At 55.2% G+C, this 20,326-nt stretch carries 20 protein-coding genes; 9 read left to right on the forward strand and 11 right to left on the reverse strand.

Going from position 1 to position 20,326, the window contains the following annotated elements:
- Positions 1 to 183: hypothetical protein (locus QOL67_RS21335; RefSeq protein ID WP_283428018.1), on the forward strand; the 183-nt coding region annotated here is incomplete at its 5' end.
- Between the two features lie 729 nt (positions 184 to 912).
- Here the strand turns inward: QOL67_RS21335 and QOL67_RS21340 are convergent.
- The 11 genes from QOL67_RS21340 to urtA all read right to left on the reverse strand — a co-directional run bounded on the left by QOL67_RS21340 (position 913) and on the right by urtA (position 14,450).
- On the reverse strand, positions 913 to 1,962 hold the full coding sequence (locus tag QOL67_RS21340; protein WP_283428019.1) for an ABC transporter ATP-binding protein: 1,050 nt from the start codon (positions 1,960 to 1,962) through the stop codon (positions 913 to 915).
- A complete protein-coding gene (locus QOL67_RS21345) occupies positions 1,962 to 3,230 on the reverse strand; it encodes an MGH1-like glycoside hydrolase domain-containing protein (RefSeq protein WP_283428020.1) in 1,269 nt (422 codons plus the stop codon). Before QOL67_RS21345 ends, QOL67_RS21340 begins: the two co-directional genes overlap by 1 nt.
- Positions 3,227 to 4,435 carry a carbohydrate ABC transporter permease gene (locus QOL67_RS21350; protein ID WP_283428021.1) on the reverse strand — a complete coding sequence of 403 codons (1,209 nt, stop codon included), beginning with the start codon at positions 4,433 to 4,435 and terminating at the stop codon, positions 3,227 to 3,229. Before QOL67_RS21350 ends, QOL67_RS21345 begins: the two co-directional genes overlap by 4 nt.
- On the reverse strand, positions 4,432 to 5,673 hold the full coding sequence (locus QOL67_RS21355; protein WP_283428022.1) for a carbohydrate ABC transporter permease: 1,242 nt from the start codon (positions 5,671 to 5,673) through the stop codon (positions 4,432 to 4,434). Before QOL67_RS21355 ends, QOL67_RS21350 begins: the two co-directional genes overlap by 4 nt.
- A gap of 82 nt (positions 5,674 to 5,755) precedes the next feature.
- On the reverse strand, positions 5,756 to 7,108 hold the full coding sequence (locus QOL67_RS21360) for an ABC transporter substrate-binding protein (protein ID WP_283428023.1): 1,353 nt from the start codon (positions 7,106 to 7,108) through the stop codon (positions 5,756 to 5,758).
- A gap of 21 nt (positions 7,109 to 7,129) precedes the next feature.
- A complete protein-coding gene (locus QOL67_RS21365) occupies positions 7,130 to 8,245 on the reverse strand; it encodes a LacI family DNA-binding transcriptional regulator (protein ID WP_283428024.1) in 1,116 nt (371 codons plus the stop codon).
- Positions 8,246 to 8,477: 232 nt separating this feature from the next.
- Complete coding sequence (gene urtE, locus QOL67_RS21370; protein WP_283428025.1) at positions 8,478 to 9,173, reverse strand: urea ABC transporter ATP-binding subunit UrtE; 696 nt, start codon at positions 9,171 to 9,173, stop codon at positions 8,478 to 8,480.
- Between the two features lie 3 nt (positions 9,174 to 9,176).
- Positions 9,177 to 9,917 (reverse strand): urea ABC transporter ATP-binding protein UrtD, encoded by a 741-nt coding sequence (gene urtD, locus QOL67_RS21375; RefSeq protein ID WP_283428026.1) that lies wholly within the window; start codon positions 9,915 to 9,917, stop codon positions 9,177 to 9,179.
- Positions 9,914 to 11,143: an urea ABC transporter permease subunit UrtC gene (urtC, locus tag QOL67_RS21380; RefSeq protein WP_283428027.1), complete on the reverse strand. Its 1,230-nt coding sequence runs from the start codon at positions 11,141 to 11,143 to the stop codon at positions 9,914 to 9,916. The genes urtD and urtC overlap by 4 nt, the downstream gene beginning before the upstream one ends.
- 3 nt (positions 11,144 to 11,146) lie before the next feature.
- On the reverse strand, positions 11,147 to 13,102 hold the full coding sequence (gene urtB / locus QOL67_RS21385) for an urea ABC transporter permease subunit UrtB (RefSeq protein ID WP_283428028.1): 1,956 nt from the start codon (positions 13,100 to 13,102) through the stop codon (positions 11,147 to 11,149).
- Between the two features lie 67 nt (positions 13,103 to 13,169).
- The gene (urtA, locus tag QOL67_RS21390; protein WP_283428029.1) at positions 13,170 to 14,450 is read right to left on the reverse strand and encodes an urea ABC transporter substrate-binding protein; all 1,281 of its coding nucleotides are present in this window, start codon (positions 14,448 to 14,450) and stop codon (positions 13,170 to 13,172) included.
- Positions 14,451 to 14,901: 451 nt separating this feature from the next.
- On the opposite strand from urtA, the gene QOL67_RS21395 reads away from it, so the two are divergent.
- From QOL67_RS21395 to ureG, 8 genes are read left to right on the forward strand one after another with little or no spacing between them, the layout of a single operon-like run.
- On the forward strand, positions 14,902 to 15,675 hold the full coding sequence (locus tag QOL67_RS21395) for an urease accessory protein UreD (protein WP_488153901.1): 774 nt from the start codon (positions 14,902 to 14,904) through the stop codon (positions 15,673 to 15,675).
- 1 nt (position 15,676) lies between these two features.
- Entirely contained in the window at positions 15,677 to 15,979 is a 303-nt protein-coding gene (locus QOL67_RS21400) for an urease subunit gamma (protein ID WP_283428031.1), read from the forward strand.
- Between the two features lie 14 nt (positions 15,980 to 15,993).
- On the forward strand, positions 15,994 to 16,161 hold the full coding sequence (locus QOL67_RS21405; RefSeq protein WP_283428032.1) for a peptidase M23: 168 nt from the start codon (positions 15,994 to 15,996) through the stop codon (positions 16,159 to 16,161).
- Positions 16,158 to 16,490, forward strand: a complete 333-nt coding sequence (locus QOL67_RS21410; RefSeq protein ID WP_283428033.1) for an urease subunit beta — start codon at positions 16,158 to 16,160, stop codon at positions 16,488 to 16,490. The genes QOL67_RS21405 and QOL67_RS21410 overlap by 4 nt, the downstream gene beginning before the upstream one ends.
- The gene (gene ureC, locus QOL67_RS21415) at positions 16,465 to 18,225 is read left to right on the forward strand and encodes an urease subunit alpha (protein ID WP_283428034.1); all 1,761 of its coding nucleotides are present in this window, start codon (positions 16,465 to 16,467) and stop codon (positions 18,223 to 18,225) included. The genes QOL67_RS21410 and ureC overlap by 26 nt, the downstream gene beginning before the upstream one ends.
- Positions 18,226 to 18,236: 11 nt before the next feature.
- Positions 18,237 to 18,689 carry an urease accessory protein UreE gene (gene ureE, locus QOL67_RS21420; RefSeq protein ID WP_283428035.1) on the forward strand — a complete coding sequence of 151 codons (453 nt, stop codon included), beginning with the start codon at positions 18,237 to 18,239 and terminating at the stop codon, positions 18,687 to 18,689.
- Positions 18,673 to 19,317, forward strand: a complete 645-nt coding sequence (locus QOL67_RS21425) for an urease accessory protein UreF (RefSeq protein WP_283428036.1) — start codon at positions 18,673 to 18,675, stop codon at positions 19,315 to 19,317. Before ureE ends, QOL67_RS21425 begins: the two co-directional genes overlap by 17 nt.
- The gene (gene ureG, locus QOL67_RS21430) at positions 19,314 to 19,937 is read left to right on the forward strand and encodes an urease accessory protein UreG (RefSeq protein WP_283428037.1); all 624 of its coding nucleotides are present in this window, start codon (positions 19,314 to 19,316) and stop codon (positions 19,935 to 19,937) included. The genes QOL67_RS21425 and ureG overlap by 4 nt, the downstream gene beginning before the upstream one ends.
- Positions 19,938 to 20,326 lie beyond the last annotated feature (389 nt).

Below are 20,326 nucleotides of genomic sequence, written 5' to 3' on the forward strand. Positions count from 1 at the left end.
GGGCACGAAAGCGAAAAAATCACCGAGACCCATTATGGAAAACTCCCCGAGGCAGCGCGCTTCGCCCTGTTTGAAGACATTGTGCAGGGCAAGGAGGAGGTGGAGACCGCACCGCGCAAACTGACCGACGCACAGAAGCTTGCGTTAATGAACGAGGTGTTGGCGAAGGTCGGCTGGGAATGAGAGGTGTGGTTTTGGACATGGGCTAGATAGCCGATGGTCAGCTTACAGTCACGCCGAAGGACGACGCTGTGCTTGCTTCCGGGGGAGAACCTACGCGGGATCGTGAGCTCTGCAAATTCTGGTACCAGCCCAGCGCTGTCCTTTGAGGGAAGTCCGCTTAAAGGCCGCCCCCTGCCCAAGCACGACACTCGCATGAGGCTCAGCACGTGCTCCGCTGCAGGCGCGAAGCTCCGGGGTCGATTTCCCGAAAGCTGCCCTTCAATAGGAAACCGCAGCGGTGTCGGATGCTGCACGAGCCACCAATGGCAGCAATGCGCAGATAGCTACCTTTGCAAAGTTGGCCCTCAGGACCCGCCGACATGGCGTGAACGGCCCTAAGCGGACTTTGAACGGTATGCGGAACGTTGTATATCGGCGTTCCAAAAGCTGCCATTCAATACAAGTTGCAGAATTACAAATCGCGCAAGCTCTTGTACGGAATTGCAACTTGGTCAAGTCAGGTCTTTATCATCGTTTCCTAAAGTCAGCACCTAAGCAGACGTCATTTTTATGGCAGCCCTTGAAAGGTGCGATGTGCTTAAAGGGCGGTCGTTCCGCAACCTTTGCACCTTGGTTTCAACCAGTCCATAGCTGATAGTAAACGGGTTGAAACGCTAGTCTCTCGTGCTTTATCGACCAGCAGAAATCCTTTCCGGTGCCATTGACGCGGCGTAGATGCGAGCTCTGAATTCAATCCACCGCTTTTCCCGCTCTATCGAAGAAATGAATTCGGTCGGTCGGGAAACTCAAGCCAACTCTTTCGCCCGACTTCAAAGCGGTTTCTCCGGAAACGCGAGAAGTTAATTTTCCCAACGCGCCACAGTCCAAGATGACAAAACAGTCAGCGCCAAGATACTCGACGACATCAATCACACTGTCCAACGCGCCTTCTCCAACAGACATAATTTCCATGTGTTCAGGGCGAATGCCAAGCTGGGTGGCTTCACCCGCACCGTGATAGTCCCCGCCGCGCCCGCCAGAGAGGCTATATGAAGTTCCCTCTGTGCTGCATGGAATGACATTCATCTTTGGTGAGCCAATAAACTGCGCCACAAAAAGATTGGCAGGACGTTCATAGAGTTCTCGCGGCGACCCGACCTGTGCAACTTTACCGAAATCCAGGACCACGATCTTGTCCGCAAGCGTCATCGCTTCGACCTGATCGTGTGTCACATAAATCATCGTAGAGCCAAGGGATTGATGAAGTTTGGCAATTTCGTAACGCATCTCCACCCGGAGCGCGGCGTCCAGATTTGACAATGGCTCGTCAAACAAGAAGGCCGTGGGGTCGCGAACTATTGAACGCCCGATCGCAACCCTCTGACGTTGGCCGCCAGACAGGTCCTTGGGGCGTCGGTCGAGGTATTGCTCCAGCTTCAGCACACTGGCTGCGTGATTGACCTTGGTATCAATTTCCGACTTGGGGGCACCAGCGGTTTTGAGCGAGAAACCCATGTTGTCGCGCACGCTCATATGCGGATAAAGCGCATAGCTTTGGAACACCATTGTCAGGCCACGTTTTGCCGGTGGCTCGGCCGTCACGTCGCGACCGTCGATCCTAATGGCCCCGCGTGAGGTCTCCTCAAGGCCGCCGATCATCCGCAGCAATGTGGATTTTCCGCAACCGGATGGACCGACAAAAATGACAAATTCGCCGTCCTCTATGTCAAGATCGATGCCTTTGATGACTTGGACATCACCAAACCATTTTTCGACGCCTTCAAGTTTGATCGATCCCATTAGAACGCTCCTTTTGGACGTGACGGTGAGGCCCAACCCAGCCATACAGCCGCAGTCCAGGTGAATGTGCCCCCACCTGCGGCGTCTCCTGAAATGGGATCGAAGTATTCGGCAAAACCGTATTCACGGATCAAGTCAGCCGTGGATGTGCGCAGGTTTTCTGCTCTTTCAACAAGGCCGCAGTCCTGTAAGCCAATCCCGATGAGCGCGTTCATGATGCCCCAGGTTGGCCCTCTCCAATAGCGTTTGGGATCAAACCGGTCAGAGCTAGGGTCGTGGCTGGGAACCGGATAGGTGCAGACCGACGTGATGCGGTCATATTGCGCTTCCATGGCCGGGTTTTGGATCCCGGCGTACCAACACAGAAAGGAGGCGTTGGATACGCAGTTGGCCCATTGGCCTGAGCGCACGTCGCGCGCGTCATAGCTGGCAAGCTCGGCGTTCCAAAGCGTCTCAGCCCCTGCCTCCAAAACGGCGATTGCAGCTTCGATTTCGCTAACGTCTTCCTTCAGAATACGGCCCAGCGCCGCAAGATCACGTTGCGCGCGTAGAAGGGTGAAAGTCATCGTTGGGTCGGCCACGCGGAAGGGATTTTGCTCCAGCAAAGCAGCTTCATCCCAGTTTAAACGACGACCAAGTCGCACCAGCCAAACATACCTATCGTAGTCATACTTCGTGGGGCGCATTTCTGGGTCAACGTGGGAGGTGTCTCGACGAGTGTAGTCCCCAACATCTATGGGGTCGATGCCCGCCATCGCCCCATCCCAATCTGGCGTGTTATCTCGTCCCGCTTCCCACGGATGCGTGATACAGACTGCGCCCTGATCCAGACGCCACTCCATAAACCACCGGTGCCACGCCAACATTTTCGGAAAAAGTCGAGCCACCACTGGCAGGCCGGCCTCCGGATCAAGATCATAAATCCGCCGCGCGAAGCTCGCAGCAACAGGTGGCTGGCTGATGCCTGATGAAGCGACGGGCCCTATGCCGCCCCACACCTCAGGGCCCGGAAAGTACCCTGGATCAGGGCGATGAAACAGAATGTGAGGCACCATGCCATTGCCCCATTGGCCTGAGAACAAAGTTTCAATTTCATCCCAGCCTCTTTCGACATCGAAGGTGGCAAATCCCCAAGCGGCAAAGGCGCTGTCCCAGTTCCATTGATAGGGGTATAATCCAGCGGTCGGCACGGTGTATCCGCCGCGATCGTTGCCGCGCAAAATCGCGCGCGCTTGTTCATCCATATCTGGCATAGCTTGCGCGTTCATCCTTTCACGCTCCCTGCAGTAAGACCTTTGGTCATGAATTTCTCCAACCCGAGGAACAAAACCATGACCGGCACGGTCGCAATGACCGCCCCTGCCATCAGATGTTCGCGGGGAATTTCTGAGCTGTTAAGCATGGCGACGCCACGCGTTAGTGTGAATTTCGAAGGATCGTCCAACAGCATGAAAGCCAAAAGGAACTCGTTCCAGGCAATCATGAAGACATACAGGCTCACCGATGCCAGCGCGGGCAAAGCCAAAGGCAGTGTGATTTTCCAGATAACCTGCAGGCGGTTCAAACCGTCCATAAGCCCCGCTTCTTCCACCTCCGGCGGCAGGCCACGAAAATAGCCTTGCAACATATAGAGCGCGACGGGGATCGTTGTGACCGGATAGATCAGAATGATGCCGATCACCGTGTTGCGCAGTCCAGTGACCGAAAACGCGATGTAGATCGGCAACGCCAAAACGATCATTGGCACCATGTAGATCAGGAGAATTGAGCGCGAGAAGGCCTTTTGACCGCGAAAATTCAAGCGTGCGACGGCGTAAGCCCCTGGAATGGAGAACGCGAGCGTGATGAGAACAGTCAGCACGGAGACATAGAAACTGGTCCACATATAGGTGCCAAAATTGAAGTCTCGGAACAGCTCATAGTAGCTGCGAAATAGTGCCGTGCCTTTGTTGAAATCCAGCGAGAAATCCAGCGGATTTTGCAGAAGATCAGATTGCGACTTCAGCGAGGTCATCACCATCACATAGAACGGGATCAACACGATTGCGGTGAAGAAAATATAGCCAAACCCAGTCAAAAAACGGATCCAAGCCTCTTCCATTTCATGCCGTGACAAGCTTCCAAACGGCACATCAACCAAGATCGCGACAATTGACCAACCCATCACAATGGCAAGCAAGATTGCGACAAATCCCTGAGATGTTGCGGTGCTTTGCATCACGATCGGGCCAAAACCGGTGAGGGAAATTGCAAAAACAAAAGCCGAAATCATGGCAATTTTTGTGGTTTTGTTTTGCGGTATCACTGCGATCCAACCTGCCAGAGCACCCAAAACCAATGATGATGCCAAAGCTGGTCTAAACGCGTCGCCGGTGGCGAAGGACATTGTGACTGAAATGGTGGTCGCGAGGACAAAGAGCCAAATTGCACCAATGACGGGGCCACTCACATATCCAAACCGTAAGAGGCTCATAGCCCTTCCTCCCGGCTGATAAACTTGAAGAAGAAAACACTGAACACCAACAAACAGCCAAAGATGATAACCGCCACCGCAGCACCCGCACCGATGTTTGAGACCGCAAACGCTTGTTCATAGACGTTGACGGTCAATGTGCGTGTTCCTGCGTTGCCGCCGGTCAACAGGAAGATGTCGTCAAACTTGTTGAACGTCCAAATGAATCGCAGCAGGAAGAGGACCGACAGAATGCCCAATAGCATTGGCAAACTCAGGTACCAAAATTTCTGAAAGGGCGAGGCCCCGTCCATATCGGCCGCCTCGTACATGTCGGTGTCGATTGATTGAAGCCGTGCAAGGATGAACAGAAAACTGAGAGGGAAATAGCGCCAGATTTCAAACACAGTCACCATGATGAGCGCGAGCGGCCGCTGTCCAAAGAAGTTGATGGCCTCACTGGTCACTCCCATCTGCAGAAGCAGCGCATTCGCAGACCCCGAGAACGGATCAAACAGGTTGACCCAGGTAAATGCCACCGCGATCACCGGGGCTACATATGGAAACAGGTAGAGCCCGCGCAGGATGCCCTGCCCCCGGAAACTCTTGTTTAAAAGCAGTGCCGCGAACAGGCCTAAAAGCAATGCCCCAACGGTACCAAACACGGTGTAAAAGATCGTGACCCACATCACCGACCAGAATTCGTCCCCGTCAAAAACCTTGGCGAAGTTGTCGAGCGTAAACTCGAAGTTTGTCAGGATAGAATCTGCGTTGCCCTGCACCTGCGGCTTGGTGCCTTCGGCGGCGTCTTCCGCCGTATCTTTGTCGGCGCCATCAGCTAACGCAACCGGCACACGCAGCTGTTCATTGAAACCGGGCTCTAAAGTGCCCAGCTCACAGGCAAATACGGTGCCCTCCAAATCACATCCTGAAGGTAAGTCGCCGGCAACAATCAGACTTTCAGGCCAGGTGTCACGTATCGTGACGTCAGTTACTTCCGTGTCTTGGCTCGAATTTCGCAACCGATATTCGATCCGCAAGTCGTCTCCCGATCCACGCAAACTCTCGCGCAACACGGGTGCAGGAGGTCGCAGGTCGGCGAGCCCAATGGGCTTAAAACTGATCCAGAAAATCGCAAGCAGCGGTAAAATCACCACCAACGACACCATCGTGATCGTTGGCAACAGCAAAGACCACGCCAGCCGGGCTTCGCGCTTTGCCAACGGGCCGCGCCCTTTAGGAGGGGTTGCAATGTTCATGAAGGTCTCCGGTCAACCCATTGGTCGGAATAATTGGTATCCCTACCCCGACAGATGTCGGAGCAGGGCATGGAGCCAACTTCTACTCGACTGCAGAAAGTTGCTCGTTCATGGCGGCCACAGCGGCGGCGGCATCAATTTCGCCGTCAATGTACTGACGCACCACGCGGTTGATGACTTGGCTGTTGATCATTTTGGACGCGAGCCCCAGCTGACCTTCCGCAACACCCCAACGCTTGGCGACATCCAGACCACCAACAATTTCGTTGATCATTGCTTGATCGTATAGGTCGCCAAGAGGTGCTTTGCGGTCCACACCAACAGGCAACATCGACCAGGCCTCTGAGAATTTTGAAGGCTCATCTGCCGTGCCGCGACGCACCGGGAACTTCCCTTCCGGCGCAATCGACAGTGTTTGGGTGTAGCCCTCATCCATAGAGAACTTCACAAAATCCATAGCCAGATCAGTGTCAGCGTCATTGGTGATACCAAAGTAACGCACATCGCCCCATGCGGCCCCATCTGGGTTCGACGGTCCAGAGAAGTTGGTTACGATGCCGGTCTTTGATGCAAGCTCGGACGAGGTAGGGTCGTCATTGATTGTGGGCGGAGCGCTGTCGCGCAAACCGGCCAACTCATCCAGAATAAATGGTGACCAGATGATCATCGCCGCTTGTCCGGCAAAGAACAGCTCACGCGATTGTTTCCAGTACAGTTCACCGGGAGGAGAGGCCTCGGCAATTGCCTTGTAGAATTCGAGCACCTCGGTGGTTGCAGCCGGATCAAGCGCAGCCGCCCCGTCATAGTTCACAGGCGAAACGCCATTGGCGAGGAACACATGCTCCAGCACCTGTGACATGAAGTTTTCATCCACTTTTGTTGCGGCAACAAAACCGTACATCTCTGGTGGGTTGTGGAGCTTGTCGAGTGCCGCAACGACATTGGCGAACGACGTTGGCGCTTCTAGGCCAGCTTCTTCGAACTTGTCCGCACGGTAGACGATCATTTGGGTCCAACCATCTACAGGAACGGAGGCTACTCCACCGTCAACAGCTGCCATCGCAAGTGGACCAGGTGCAAACGTGCCTTGGCCAAGTCCTTCGACAACTTCTGATGCAGCCTCGGTATCCAAGATACCGGCTTCTGCCCAAGGCAGCGCATATTGCAGCGGGTGGTAAATCACGTCAGGCAGATCGCCGGCGGCAAATGCAGCCGTCGCGCGTGTGCCCAGGTCGGATTCTGTCACAGGAATGACCTGGACTTCGGTGCCGGTGGCCGCCTGAAACTCAGCCGCCATTTCTTGCTGCTTAGCGAGCCGCTCAGGTTGCTCTTCGGTTGTCCAGAACCGGATCGTATCCGCATTGACGGCACCCGACACCATCACCAGCGCAAGTGCTGCGCTGCTCAACAATTTGTTTTTTCTTTGAAGTTTCATGTTGGTTCCTCCCATTGGACTTCACGTTTTTTGTTTGTCCTTTAGACACTGCGCCAATTCGGCGGGTGTCAGACGTGGAGGCCCATCTGACCCCCGCTCAACGAGCGTGGCCGGAGCCAACTCGCGAAGTTCTTCCGGAGCAGCGCCCCGAATTCGTTTGATCAATAATGATGCCAGCCGGTCCCCTGCCTGACGGCTGTTGACCGCAAAGGTCGTAAGGCCAGGGTTCGCATAGGCGCCTTCAGGAATGCCGTCATAAGCAATCACTGAAAAATCGCTTCCAATGCGCAGTCTCAAGTCTTGCGCCACCCGGTAGGCACCTAGTGCGGCGCGATCCACAGCGAAGGTGATCGCTGTGGGTGGCTCTGCCAGCATCAAAAGGGACCGTGTAGCAGCCTCTCCGGCGTCATGTGTAATCGCAGGCGAAGTGATCAAGGCTGGGTCAATCGAGAGGCCCGCGGCGGCCAAGCCGTCGCGGTACCCGTCAATTCGCAGCTTGGAATAGGTGTATTCGCTGCCGCCTGGTACGTGCGCAATCCGCCTGTGCCCTTGGCTCGCAAGGCGTGCCGTTGCCGCACGCATCGCGTCTTCGCCTTTGATATCGTACCAAGAACATCCTGACGGATCTTCGGTACGCCCGAACATGATAAACGGGATGTCTTGCGCACGCAGTGCCTCAACGCGCTTGTCACGTGATCGCGTGCGCGGAAGAATAAATCCGTCCGCTTTGTGCTCGTCGACAAGACGCGACAGCGTTTCCTGCACCCCGCGTTCAGTTTCGGCGGTCGCAATTGTGACGGTCCAATTCTCGGCACTCGCTGCTTGAGTGACTCCTGCTATGAAATCTGCAAGAAAAGGGCGCGCGCTGTCTTCATTGTCGACCTGAAGCACCAGCCCAAGCGACCGCACCCGTCCCGTACGGATTGCCTGAGCATGGCTGAGCGGGCGATACCCTAGACGCTCCGCCGCCCGACTGATACGCAACCGCGTGGAGTCCGAAATATCGGTATAGCCGTTCAACGCTCGACTTACCGTGCTTTTGGTCACGCCAAGATGGTTAGCAACATCCGCAATTGTCACCCGTGTACGGGCACGCCGCGGCTGTTCATTAGATGTTTTTGTCGAACCAGTCTGCACGAGTCATCCTCCCTTGGATGACTAGAAAAGTTCCCGAAACCGGTTTCGGCAAGAGGTTTTGACGACTTTTTGCAATTTGGTTGAAACGACCGTTGGCGGTTGGTGCAAATTGGATCAAAAATCTGAGATCAGAAGCCTTTCGGCTTTGACGGCTACTTGTCCGCCGCAGGTGAGGTGTTTTACCCCTCTTCAATTGGCGCGCGCGGCTTGTTTACCGCATGTTTTTTTCACCTCACACAGAGACCCCTTTGAGTAGATCTTCTTTTGCAATTGCGCCTTTTTTGCCAGCCATCATGACTTCGCCTCGACGCAAGACCACGAACCTATCTGCCAGCCCATAGGCGAACTCAAAATATTGCTCCACAAGAACAATTGCCATGTCACCTTTATCTCTGAGTTGTCGGATCACTTCACCGATCTGCTGAATAATGTTGGGTTGAATGCCCTCTGTGGGTTCGTCCAAAAGCAACAATCGCGGCTTGGTGATTAGCGCCCGGGCAATCGCCAGTTGTTGTTGCTGTCCGCCAGACAAATCCCCGCCACGCCGGTTCTGCATTTCCTTCAAAACCGGGAAGAGTTCAAAAATCTCATCCGGTATGAAATGCTCGGCAGGTGGCAAACAAACAAACCCGGTTTCCAGGTTTTCGCGCACTGTCAGAAGAGGAAAGATCTCCCGTCCCTGTGGCACATAAGCGATCCCCTTATGCGCCAGTTTGTGCGCCGGCATAACGTCCAGCACTTTGCCTGCCAGCTCGACGCTGCCGCCCGATCTCGGGTGAGTTCCCGAAATGGCTTTGATCAAGCTGGTTTTACCAACTCCGTTGGTGCCCATCACGCAAGTCACTTCTCCGAGGTCAGCTTGCATCGAAACTCCGTTGAGAATTTGAGAGTGCCCGTAGTGCAAGGTAAGATCTTGAAGTTTCAACATAGTTCAGCGCCCCAGATAGACATCGATGACGTTTTGATTGGAGGTGACATGGTCAAGACTGCCTTCGGCCAAAACCGACCCTTCATGTAGTACGGTCACCTTGCAATTCAGGCGGCGTACAAATTCCATGTCATGTTCGACCACCACCACAGCGCGGGTTTTAGCCGCTTCCAGCAACAGGTCGGTGGTGTGTTCGCGTTCTTGAGGTGTCATCCCCGCAGCAGGCTCATCCACCAGCAACAGGCGCGGTTCCTGCGCCAGCAACATGCCAATTTCCAGCCATTGCTTTTGCCCGTGGCTCAGCTCGCCGGATTTGCGGCTCAGCGCGTCCAGCAAACCGATTTCCTTGGCCAGATTGGCCGTTTTCTCAAGGTCTGCAGTGCTGGGCCGATACATCAGCACTGACAGCCAGCCACGCGGCTTTTTCAGGGCCATCAGCAAGTTTTCTTGAACCGTCTGATCTTCGAACACCGTGGGTTTTTGGAACTTTCGGCCAATCCCAGCTTGGGCAATTTTTGCTTCATTCATTTTCAGAAGGGACTGGGATTTGTCCCCCCAGATCACCCGGCCCTCGTCCGGCCTGGTTTTTCCGGTTACGATATCCATAAAGGTGGTTTTGCCCGCCCCGTTGGGCCCGATAACCGCGCGCAGCTCAGCGTCACCAATCTGGAACGATAGGTTGTTGATGGCACGAAAACCGTCAAAGGTGACTGACACGCCGGAAACTTCAAGGAGCGTATTCATTGGCTGGCCTCCTGTTCGCGCAAAGCGCCGTCATCAGGACCCAGGTTTGCGCCATGACGATTGGGGCTTTTGCGTTGCGTCAGAAGATCCACCAGCCCTCCCATGCCCTTGGGCGCAAACAGGGTGACAGCGACAAAAGACAAGCCCAAAAGCACCAGCCACCAGTCCACCCATTTGATTGTGTAGAACCCCAGCGGAATGTCCGGTGCTTGGCCTCCGGTGAACCACGTGCTGAGAAGGCTGACAAAGGCGGCGCCGATTACAGCACCATAAAGCCGGCCTCGCCCACCAATTGCAACCCAGACCGCCAGATAGATCGACGCGATAGGTGCGATTTCAGCGGGATTTATGATCCCTGCCTGCGGGTAGTAGAGCGCTCCAGCGATGGCGGCGATACAGGCGGTAAATGTGAAGACCACCAGCTTGTAGGTCTCGACCGAATAGCCAAGAAAGCGCACCCGCGCCTCGTTGTCTCGGATGCCAATAATAACAGAGCCAAGTTTGCCGGAAACAACCCAAGCCGCCAGCAGGTATCCAAGGCCAAGGGCCAAAGCTGAGGCCCAGAGGAACCATAGGGACACCTCGTCCTGAGAAGCGGTCACACCCGGCAAATTTTGCAGGCCTGACAGCCCGTTGTTGCCACGCAGACCGCTGTCGTTTTGGAATAGATACAAAGCCAGAGCCAGCGTCATCGCCTGGGTCAGGATTGACAAGTAAACCCCGGTGACTCGGCTTCGGAAGGCGAGCCATCCAAACACCAGTGCCAACACTCCTGGCACCAGAACCACCATTGCGAGCTGTAGAACCAGACTATCAGAAAAAGCCCAGATCAGTGGGAAATCACTGGAGCCGACCACGCCGAATATTTGGTTTCCAATGCCGTCAATAATTTCGGAACTAGTGGCAGGAATTTCTGTTTGGCTGAGTGACTCAACCACGATCAGGCGGGTGCGCTCATACATCAGCCACATGCCAATCATGTAGCCACCCAAGCCAAAGAAGGCGAAATGGCCAAGCGACAGGATACCGGTAAATCCCCAGATCAAGTCCATGGCCACTGCGACCAGACACAGGCAAAGCGTCTTACCCAGTGTTTTGACAAAGCTGGTTGAAATCACCCCGACGCCGAAGCCTTCAGACAGAACCGTCACAATCAGAGTGAACAAGGCCAGACAGGCAAGAAAGATCAGAACCGAAGGGTTCTTGGCAATGAAAGACCGTTGCATGGATCAATCCCCCGCAGCGCGGCCTTTGAGGGCGATGATGCCCCTTGGCCGGAATTGAATAAAGATGATGATGAAGACGATCATGTAGGTCTGCGCGGCGAGAGTATTTGACGGATTCAGCCACTCGATCCCTTTTTGGAAGAAGCCGATCATCGCGGCGCCTGCAAGGGTGCCCCAGATATTGCCGACTCCGCCGACGACCACGGTCATGAAGCTTTGCACGATGTAATCGTTGCCCAGCTCGGACGTCACTTTTGCAAAGAGACCGATAGCGACACCGGCGATGCCGGCAATGCCTGACCCAAGGCCGAAGGTCAGCATATTCACTTTGCCGGGGTTGATCCCCATTGAGGCAGCCATGCGTGGGTTTTGGGTCACAGCGCGGGTTTCCAGCCCCAGCCTCGTGCGTTTCATGATGAATAGGAAAACACCAAGGAAAACGAGCGCAAGAATGAAGATGGCGATGCGAATAAAACTGATCGAGACGACATCATTCACCACAAGTGCGCCATCAAGCCACCCTGGAGCGGTCAAAGGGCGGGCTTGCGTGCCAAAGATGTTTTTTGCCAGCTGTTGCAACGCAATTGAGATGCCAAAGGTTGCAAGCAGCGTTTCCAGTGGGCGGTCATACAGCCATCGGATCACCAACCGCTCCATTGCCACACCCGCCGCAAAGGTCACGGCGAAGGCCATTGGGGTTGCGACAATGATCGACAAAGTGTGATCCGGGATGATCTGTTGCACCACGTAACCTGTATAAGCGCCCATCATGATGAATTCGCCATGCGCCATGTTGATCACGCCCATGACACCAAAGGTGATTGCGAGGCCGATGGCCGCGAGAAAATAGATCGACGCCAAGGACAGAGCGTCAAGAATCAGGTCTAGGGTTTGGTTCAATCCAACTTTCAGGTTGATGGTCTCCAACGCATCGGTGGCCGCCGTTGTCACCTCAGCTGAAGGTTCTGCAAAAGTTTCGAAGAAGACGTGGCTTGCAAGCGCGGTGTCCATGTCCGCTGGTGTGATAAGTGCGGGCACTTTTCCGGCGTCCGCGAGCGCCGCGTATGCAGCCTTGCGTGCAGCGTTGGTATCTAGTTGAGCCACCGGTATTCCGCCAACACGGCCGCGTTCAATATTTGCGGCCAGTGCTGAGCGCATATCGCCAGAAGAAATCAGCGCCGGAGCCATGCCTTCGACCACCAACAGGTCATAGGCGTCGGTCTTGGAAAACTGATCAGTGCCGGGCTCCAGTAGTGCAGCCACATTTACACCGGTTGGTGTGCCCCCGATTGCTACATTGAGAGTCTTTGCCACCAAAGGGTTGAGAGTCGCACGGACATCGACACCAAGGTCACCTGACATATCTTCGATGGCAGCGACACGCGCTTTGGTGTCTTGATCGTAGCCAATGGTGAGCAAGCGCTCGAGCCGTTGTTTCTGCGCCTTCAGCGTCGGATCGGGTTCACTGTAAATCGAGGCCCGCAAAGGGGCGAGAAGCGTGGGACCGGGATCTCGTTGAATTGAGGTCAGTGCATCTTGCCGTTTGGCCGCGTCCGGATCCATCAACTGAAACTGGACCAACGCTGTCGCAATCATGGCGCGGACGCCGCTGTTTGGCTTAAGTTGTTTCAGGTCACTCTTGGGATAGCTTCCAACAACATCTCCGCTGTCAAAATCTGTGAGCAGGTAGCTTTTAGTGTCGGTCTTCTCTCCAACAAAGAATAGACCGTCTGATTTGCGCATCCACATATTTTTGGCGGCCCATGTCTCAAGCATGAGCTGAGCCTGTGGTGATCCACTGCTAGCGATTACATCAATCACCGGGCCAATGGTCTTGCGCGAGCTTTTGGCAATTTCCGCCTGATACTCTTGCAAGATGGGCTGGATGTTCGCGTCCTGTGCGGTGGCCGTCAGGCAGGACAACAGAAAGGCGAGCCCCGCAAAGTATAGTCTGATCATGTCGGAAGTGTCCGCGTCATTTGGATGGAAGAGGGCCAAGTCTCGGCCCTCTTCGCAAGTGCTGGTCTTAGTAGTTCGACAGCGTTTGAACGCAGGTCTTGGTCTCGGTGTTGTACATGCCGCAGTCCAGATCTTTCCAATCTGACATCAGCACAGCTGATTCAGGCAGGAAGTCAGTCCAGGCATCACCGGGGACTTCGCTGGTCTGGCTGATGATATCAAACTGTCCGTCGTCTTGGATTTCGCCAATCAGGACCGGCTTGGCCAAGTGGTGGTTTGGCAACATCACCGCGGTCCCACCTGTCAGGTTCGGGTATTCTTGCCCGTACATGGCAGATCGCACAGCGTCCACTTCCGTAGACCCTGCTTCGGTGGCCGCATTTACCCACATGTTGAACCCGATAAAGTGGGCCTCCATTGGATCGTTGGTGACACGCTCCTCACCCATTGTAGCCTTCCAAGTTTTCACAAATTCGGCGTTCACCTCACCGTCCGCAGACTGGAAATAGTTCCACGCTGCAAGGTGGCCCACGAGGTTAGAGGTATCGAGGCCTGCCAGTTCTTCTTCACCTACTGAGAAAGCGACAACTGGAATGTCGTCAGCCGACACACCGGCCGCGGCCAGTTCTTTGTAGAAGCCGATGTTGGCGTCCCCGTTGATGGTTGAAATCACGCCGACCTTTTTGCCGTCAGCGCCAAGAGCCACAACATCAGCCACGATTTTGGACCAGTCAGAATGGCCAAACGGTGTGTAGTTCACAAACAAGTCGCTTTCGGAAACGCCTTTGCCTTTGAGATAGCTTTCGAGAATGTTGTTTGTGGTGCGTGGGTACACATAGTCTGTTCCCAGCAGGGCAAATTTTTCGACACCCAGCTCATCCAGGAAATAATCTGTAGCCGGGATAGCTTGCTGGTTTGGCGCGGCACCGGTGTAGAACACGTTCTTAGACGATTCTTCGCCTTCGTACTGCACGGGATAGAACAGCAGGCCGTTCAGTTCTTCGATCACCGGCAGTACAGATTTACGTGACACAGACGTCCAGTTTCCAAAGATCACGTCAACATCATGCACTGTCAGCAACTCGCGCGCTTTTTCGGCAAACAGTGGCCAATCTGAAGCAGGGTCGACCACCACAGCTTCCAGCTGCTTACCGAGCAGACCGCCCTTTGCGTTCTGCTGATCAATCAGCATCAACATGGTGTCTTTCAAAGTGGTCTCAGAGATCGCCATTGTGCCAGAAAGAGAGTGCAGAACGCCAACTTTGATGGTGTCGTCGTCAGCCATGGCGGTACCGGCCAGTGACGCAAAGACGATAGATCCGGCGAGAGTGGATTTGAGAAAATTCATATTAGCCTCCAGGCAGGGCGCTGGAGAGAGATCTTGCACATATGTGCCGATTTCCCTTACCTGTCCCCGCAACGTCATGTTGCAATTCGTGTGGCGGCCGCTTCGAGGTCCAATTCGTATGGCCGTCACACACCTCCGGCTTTTTGACAACGTGTGTCGCCAGCAGGTGCCCAATCGATTCTGCATAGCGACGCAATAAGCAAACCTGAGGCACAGCAAATCCTGACAGGCCTTCGCGTATGCTTATTTTTTGAGCAAAAATCACAGCCGGAGCGCAAAAAATAGACGTGTGACCTTGTGCGGCGCTGCAAATCTGCCATTTCGGATGGCGTTTTACCCTCAAGACGTCAGAACCAAGAACAGTTCTACGCGCCAAGAGGAAACGCTGATCACCCGTCTCGCAGACATATCACCCCACCACGCAACGCAGCCGCCACGCGCGAAGGGGACGTTGCGCGTGAGCTCAAAAATGGTTGGGGACCGTTCGGTTTTGGGCGACCTACACCAAGCCGGGTCGTTCAGATGTTTGTTCCCAAAATCCTGCGGGGCAGCGATGGATGTCGTCCTGTTGAACACGGCTGGCGGGATCACAGGCGGCGACCAATTCACTTTCTCAGGTCATTTGGCAAGGGACACCACGCTCACCTTGACGACCCAAGCGTGCGAACGGGCGTACAAGGCGCAACCCAATCAGACTGGCCAGATCCGCAACCGCCTTCGGGTTGAAGTCGGAGCACGGCTCAATTGGTTGCCTCAAGAAACCATTCTGTTCAACGGGAGTGCGTTGGACCGTCGCCTGAGCATTGATCTGGATCCGGGAGCATCTCTGCTTATGGTCGAGCCTTTGGTCTTTGGCCGCCCGGCAATGGGCGAAGTGCTGACCGATGTACGGTTTCGCGACCGGATTGAGGTACGGCGTGGAGGCAGCCCCCTCTTTATCGATGCGATGTCTTTGGCTGGAAACGTGCAGGCGCATCTGAATAAGCCGTTTATCGCCAACGGCGCTGGGGCGATGGCTCTGGTGGTTTTGGTGGCAAAGGATGCGGAGCGGCATCTGGCTACGCTACGAGAGACGCTTCCGGAAACCGGTGGTGTGAGCCTGCTCCAACAGGATGTGTTGGTCCTGCGCCTGCTTGCTGAAGACGATTTCACCCTCAGAAAAACCCTGCTGCCGGTTCTGCGAGCGCTGCATGGTGGCGACCTTCCTCGATGCTGGATGATCTGACATGAACCTAACCCCAAGAGAAAAAGACAAACTACTGATTGCCATGGCCGCCGAAGTGGCCCGCAAGCGCTTGGCACGTGGTGTTAAACTCAATCACCCAGAAGCCATCGCCTTGATTACCGACAGCGTTGTTGAAGGCGCACGTGATGGCCGTTCTGTAGCCGATATGATGGAAGCGGGTGCACAGGTTGTCTCGGCCGACCAATGCATGGAGGGCATCCCGGAGATGATCCACGAAGTGCAGGTCGAAGCCACTTTCCCGGATGGCACCAAGCTTGTCACCGTTCCCAAACCAATTCGTTAGAGGAGCTAGAGCCAATGAAACATATTGTACCGTTTTTGGGTGGGTTCTTAGCATCTCCAGCCATGGCCCATTCCGGAGCACATCCCCATAGTCATGGGGAGTACGCTTGGATTGCCGTGGTTCTGTCCGCAGTGATCGTGGGTGGGACGATGACTGTTGTCCGGAAACGGCGGCGCACATGATCCCAGGTGAAACATATCCCGCCGAAGGCGCGCTCACGCTCAACGCCGGGCGCAGTGCGCGTATGGTGTTGGTGGCCAATACCGGCGATCGCCCCGTGCAGGTGGGCAGTCACTATCATTTTGCCGAAGCAAATCCAGCGCTGGAATTTGATCGTCATGCGGCCTTGGGCAGACGCTTGGACATTCCTGCGGGCACAGCCGTCCGTTTTGAACCCGGACAACGCCGGGAGGTGATGTTGGTGCCCTTTATGGGACGGCGACACATCTATGGCTTTAATCAACACATCATGGGAGCGCTGAAAGATGCCGGGCAAGATAAGCCGGAGTGACTATGCTGCTATGTTCGGCCCCACTGTGGGCGACAAAGTGCGGCTGGCGGACACGGACCTCATAATTGAGGTTGAAAAAGATCTGATCGTGGAACGCGCCACTGCGGCGCAGTTCAGTGCAACGGGCCTGCGAGAGGATGTCTACGGAGAAGAGGTGAAGTTTGGCGGTGGCAAAGTCATTCGTGATGGGATGGGACAGTCGCAGGCCACACGCGCCGAAGGCGCCGTGGACACGGTTATCACCAACGCGCTGATCGTCGATCACTCTGGCATTTACAAAGCGGACGTCGGCCTAAAAGATGGGCGTATCCAGACCATCGGCAAAGCCGGAAACCCAGACACACAGCCCGGTGTAGATGTCATTGTTGGCCCGGGCACCGAGGTCATTGCGGGCGAAAACCGCATTTTGACGGCCGGTGGTTTTGACAGCCATATCCACTTTATCTGCCCACAGCAGATCGAGGACGCGCTGCATTCCGGCCTGACCACAATGTTGGGCGGTGGCACGGGTCCGGCGCATGGCACCTTGGCCACGACTTGCACCCCCGGACCGTGGCATATTGGCCGGATGTTGCAGGCTGCAGATGCCTTCCCTATGAATCTCGCCTTTGCCGGTAAAGGAAACGCGTCCCTTCCGGCCGCGTTGGAAGAGCAAATTCTAGGTGGGGCTTGCGCTCTAAAATTACACGAGGATTGGGGGACAACGCCTGCCGCCATCGATTGCTGCCTGTCAGTCGCTGATGACCTGGATGTTCAGGTGATGATCCACACGGACACGCTCAACGAATCCGGTTTTGTTGAGAACACTGTGGCAGCCCTAAAAGGCCGCACAATCCATGCCTTTCACACCGAAGGTGCAGGTGGTGGCCATGCACCGGACATCATCAAAATTTGTGGCGAAGAGCATGTCTTGCCGTCCTCAACCAATCCCACCCGCCCTTTCACAGTGAACACTCTGGAAGAGCATCTCGATATGCTGATGGTCTGTCACCACCTCGACAAGTCGATTCCGGAAGATGTCGCCTTTGCGGAAAGCCGGATACGTCGCGAAACCATCGCTGCTGAGGATATTCTTCACGACATGGGGGCGTTTTCGATTATCGCCTCAGATAGTCAAGCCATGGGGCGCGTCGGCGAAGTGTTGATCCGCACTTGGCAGACAGCCGACAAGATGAAGAAACAGCGGGGCAGACTGTCTGAGGAAACGGGAGACAACGACAATTACCGCGTGCGCCGCTACATCGCCAAATACACCATCAACCCCGCCATTGCGCATGGTATTGCCCATGAAATTGGCAGTATTGAAGTTGGCAAGCGCGCCGATTTGGTGTTGTGGGATCCGGCCTTCTTTGGCGTGAAGCCTGAGATGGTTTTACTTGGCGGCAGCATCGTTATGGCGCAGATGGGTGACCCCAACGCTTCGATCCCAACGCCGCAACCCGTCTACTCCCGTCCGATGTTTGGTGCTTATGGACGCTCGGTTCAAAACTCCGCTGTCTGCTTTGTCAGCGAGGCCGCGCAAGACGCCGGAATTGGCGCGCGATTGGGCCTCGCCAAAGACACGATCGCGGTAAAAAACACCCGTAACATTGGCAAATCCGATCTGCTTCTGAACACGGCAACTCCAATGGTCGAAGTGGATCCTGAAACCTACGAGGTGCGTGCTGACGGCGAGCTTCTCACCTGCCAACCCGCCGAGGTTCTCCCCATGGCACAACGCTATTTCATGTTCTGAAGGTGCATCCAATGACCACGCTTCCCCCCAGTCGCCAAATTCGCAAACCCGGCCATTGGTCCGGTGCCTATGATTGTGTGACGCTTAATTACGATGACCGGTTCCTGCGGCGCAAAATGTTATCAACAGTGCGTGCAGAACAGTTCCTTGTTGATTTGGCGCATACAACGTCACTTGACCATGGGGATGCATTTGCCTTGGAAGACGGCCGCCTAATTGAGGTTGTTGCCGCCAAAGAAGACTTGCTGGAGGTCACAGGAGACGACCTGCCGCGCCTTGCGTGGCATATCGGAAACCGCCATACGCCCTGCCAAATCGAGGACGGGCGGCTGCTCATTCAGCGCGACCATGTTATCCGCGATATGCTGGACAAGATTGGCGCCACAGTGCGTGAAGTGGTCGAGCCCTTCACGCCGGAAGGCGGGGCCTATGGGCACGGACGCACCCATGGCCACAGCCACTGATATCCTGACCCTCACACAATGGTTCTCCCCTGCCTTTCCGGTGGGCGCTTTCGCCTATTCACACGGATTGGAGTGGGCCATCGATACCGGAGACGTTGTCAACTCAGAGCAGGCTGGTCTCTGGATCGCAGATGTGTTGCAACATGGTACCGGATGGAACGACAGCCTGTTCATTGGCGCGGCTTACAGCGCAAGCGCCAAAGACCTTTGCGAGGTAGACGCCACAAGCCGCGCATTTTCAGCGTCGGCAGAGCGGTTGAAGGAAACCCAGCTTCAGGGCGCTGCGTTTTGTAATGTGACGGGTGAAATCTGGGCTTTAGACTTAAAAGGACTGACCTATCCGGTTGCCGTTGGCCGAGCGGCGCGGCTGAAAAGCTTGCCGCTTGAGCTCACCATCCAATTCTACTTGCAAGCCTTCGTGTCCAATCTCGCCGCGGTCGCGATGCGCCTTGTGCCCCTTGGTCAAACAGACGGGCAGAAACTGATCCGCGCTTTGACCCCGTTATGTTGTGCGATCGCTGAGAGCGCGACGACCGCCACTCTGGACGACTTGGCCAGTACGAGCTTTTTGACGGATATCGCGGCGATGAAACACGAAACTCAATACTCAAGGATTTTCCGCACATGACACAGATGAATGGCCCGCTTCGCGTCGGTATTGGTGGTCCTGTAGGAGCTGGCAAGACAACCCTGACGGCTTCCCTCTGCGAAGCCTTGCGGGACACCCACTCAATTGGTGTCATCACAAACGACATCTACACGCGGGAAGATGCCGAGGCATTGATGCGCATGCAGGTCCTGCCACAGGACCGTATTATCGGGGTTGAGACCGGCGGGTGTCCTCACACCGCAATCCGCGAGGACGCGTCGATCAACCTTGCCGCCGTCGCCGAGATGGTCGATCGGCATCCAGATGTCGAAGTTGTGTTGATTGAAAGCGGTGGCGACAACCTATCGGCCACTTTCAGTCCTGAGTTAGCGGATGTGACGCTCTATGTGATCGACGTTGCCGCAGGCGAAGAAATTCCTCGCAAAGGCGGGCCAGCCATCACCAAATCCGACATTCTGGTCATCAACAAGACAGATCTTGCCCCTTATGTTGGCGCGTCGCTGGAGGTCATGGAGCGGGACGCAACGAGGATGCGAGGCGAGCGGCCATTTGTCTTTGCCTCGCTACGCAATCGTGAAGGCGTGGATAAGATTGTAGCACTGCTAGCGAGTGTTGGTGGGCTGATCCCCCTAGGCTAGACGAATGGGCGGTGCCGTTCATCCGGACGAGCATTTTCTGCGTTAACGACACAGTGTCGACCTTTAGTAATTTAAAATTTTGCCAGCTTGAGTTTGGCAACAGCTCAGGCTGGCCTACGCCTCCGCCGGGCAACCGGTTGACTATGGTCCTTCGCCGAAGGCGGTCACCTGCCAAAGATCGACAAGAAACACTTAAGTTGATGCGACGCGAAGCCAGAGCGGAGTGCCACTTGCATGTCCGCTTCCATCTGTTCGTGCCGGCTCTTGCGATCGTGCAGCGAAAGTCGGCTCTCCGCCGATTCTGTGGAAAAACATCGTGTTGCTGGCGCAGAAAATGAGGGACTGAACGTCGCGCGAGCGCCTTTCTTTTCAGGCTTCGCTCGTTTGCT

The organism is Shimia sagamensis (genome assembly GCF_900182745.1).
Taxonomy (GTDB): domain Bacteria; phylum Pseudomonadota; class Alphaproteobacteria; order Rhodobacterales; family Rhodobacteraceae; genus Shimia; species Shimia sagamensis.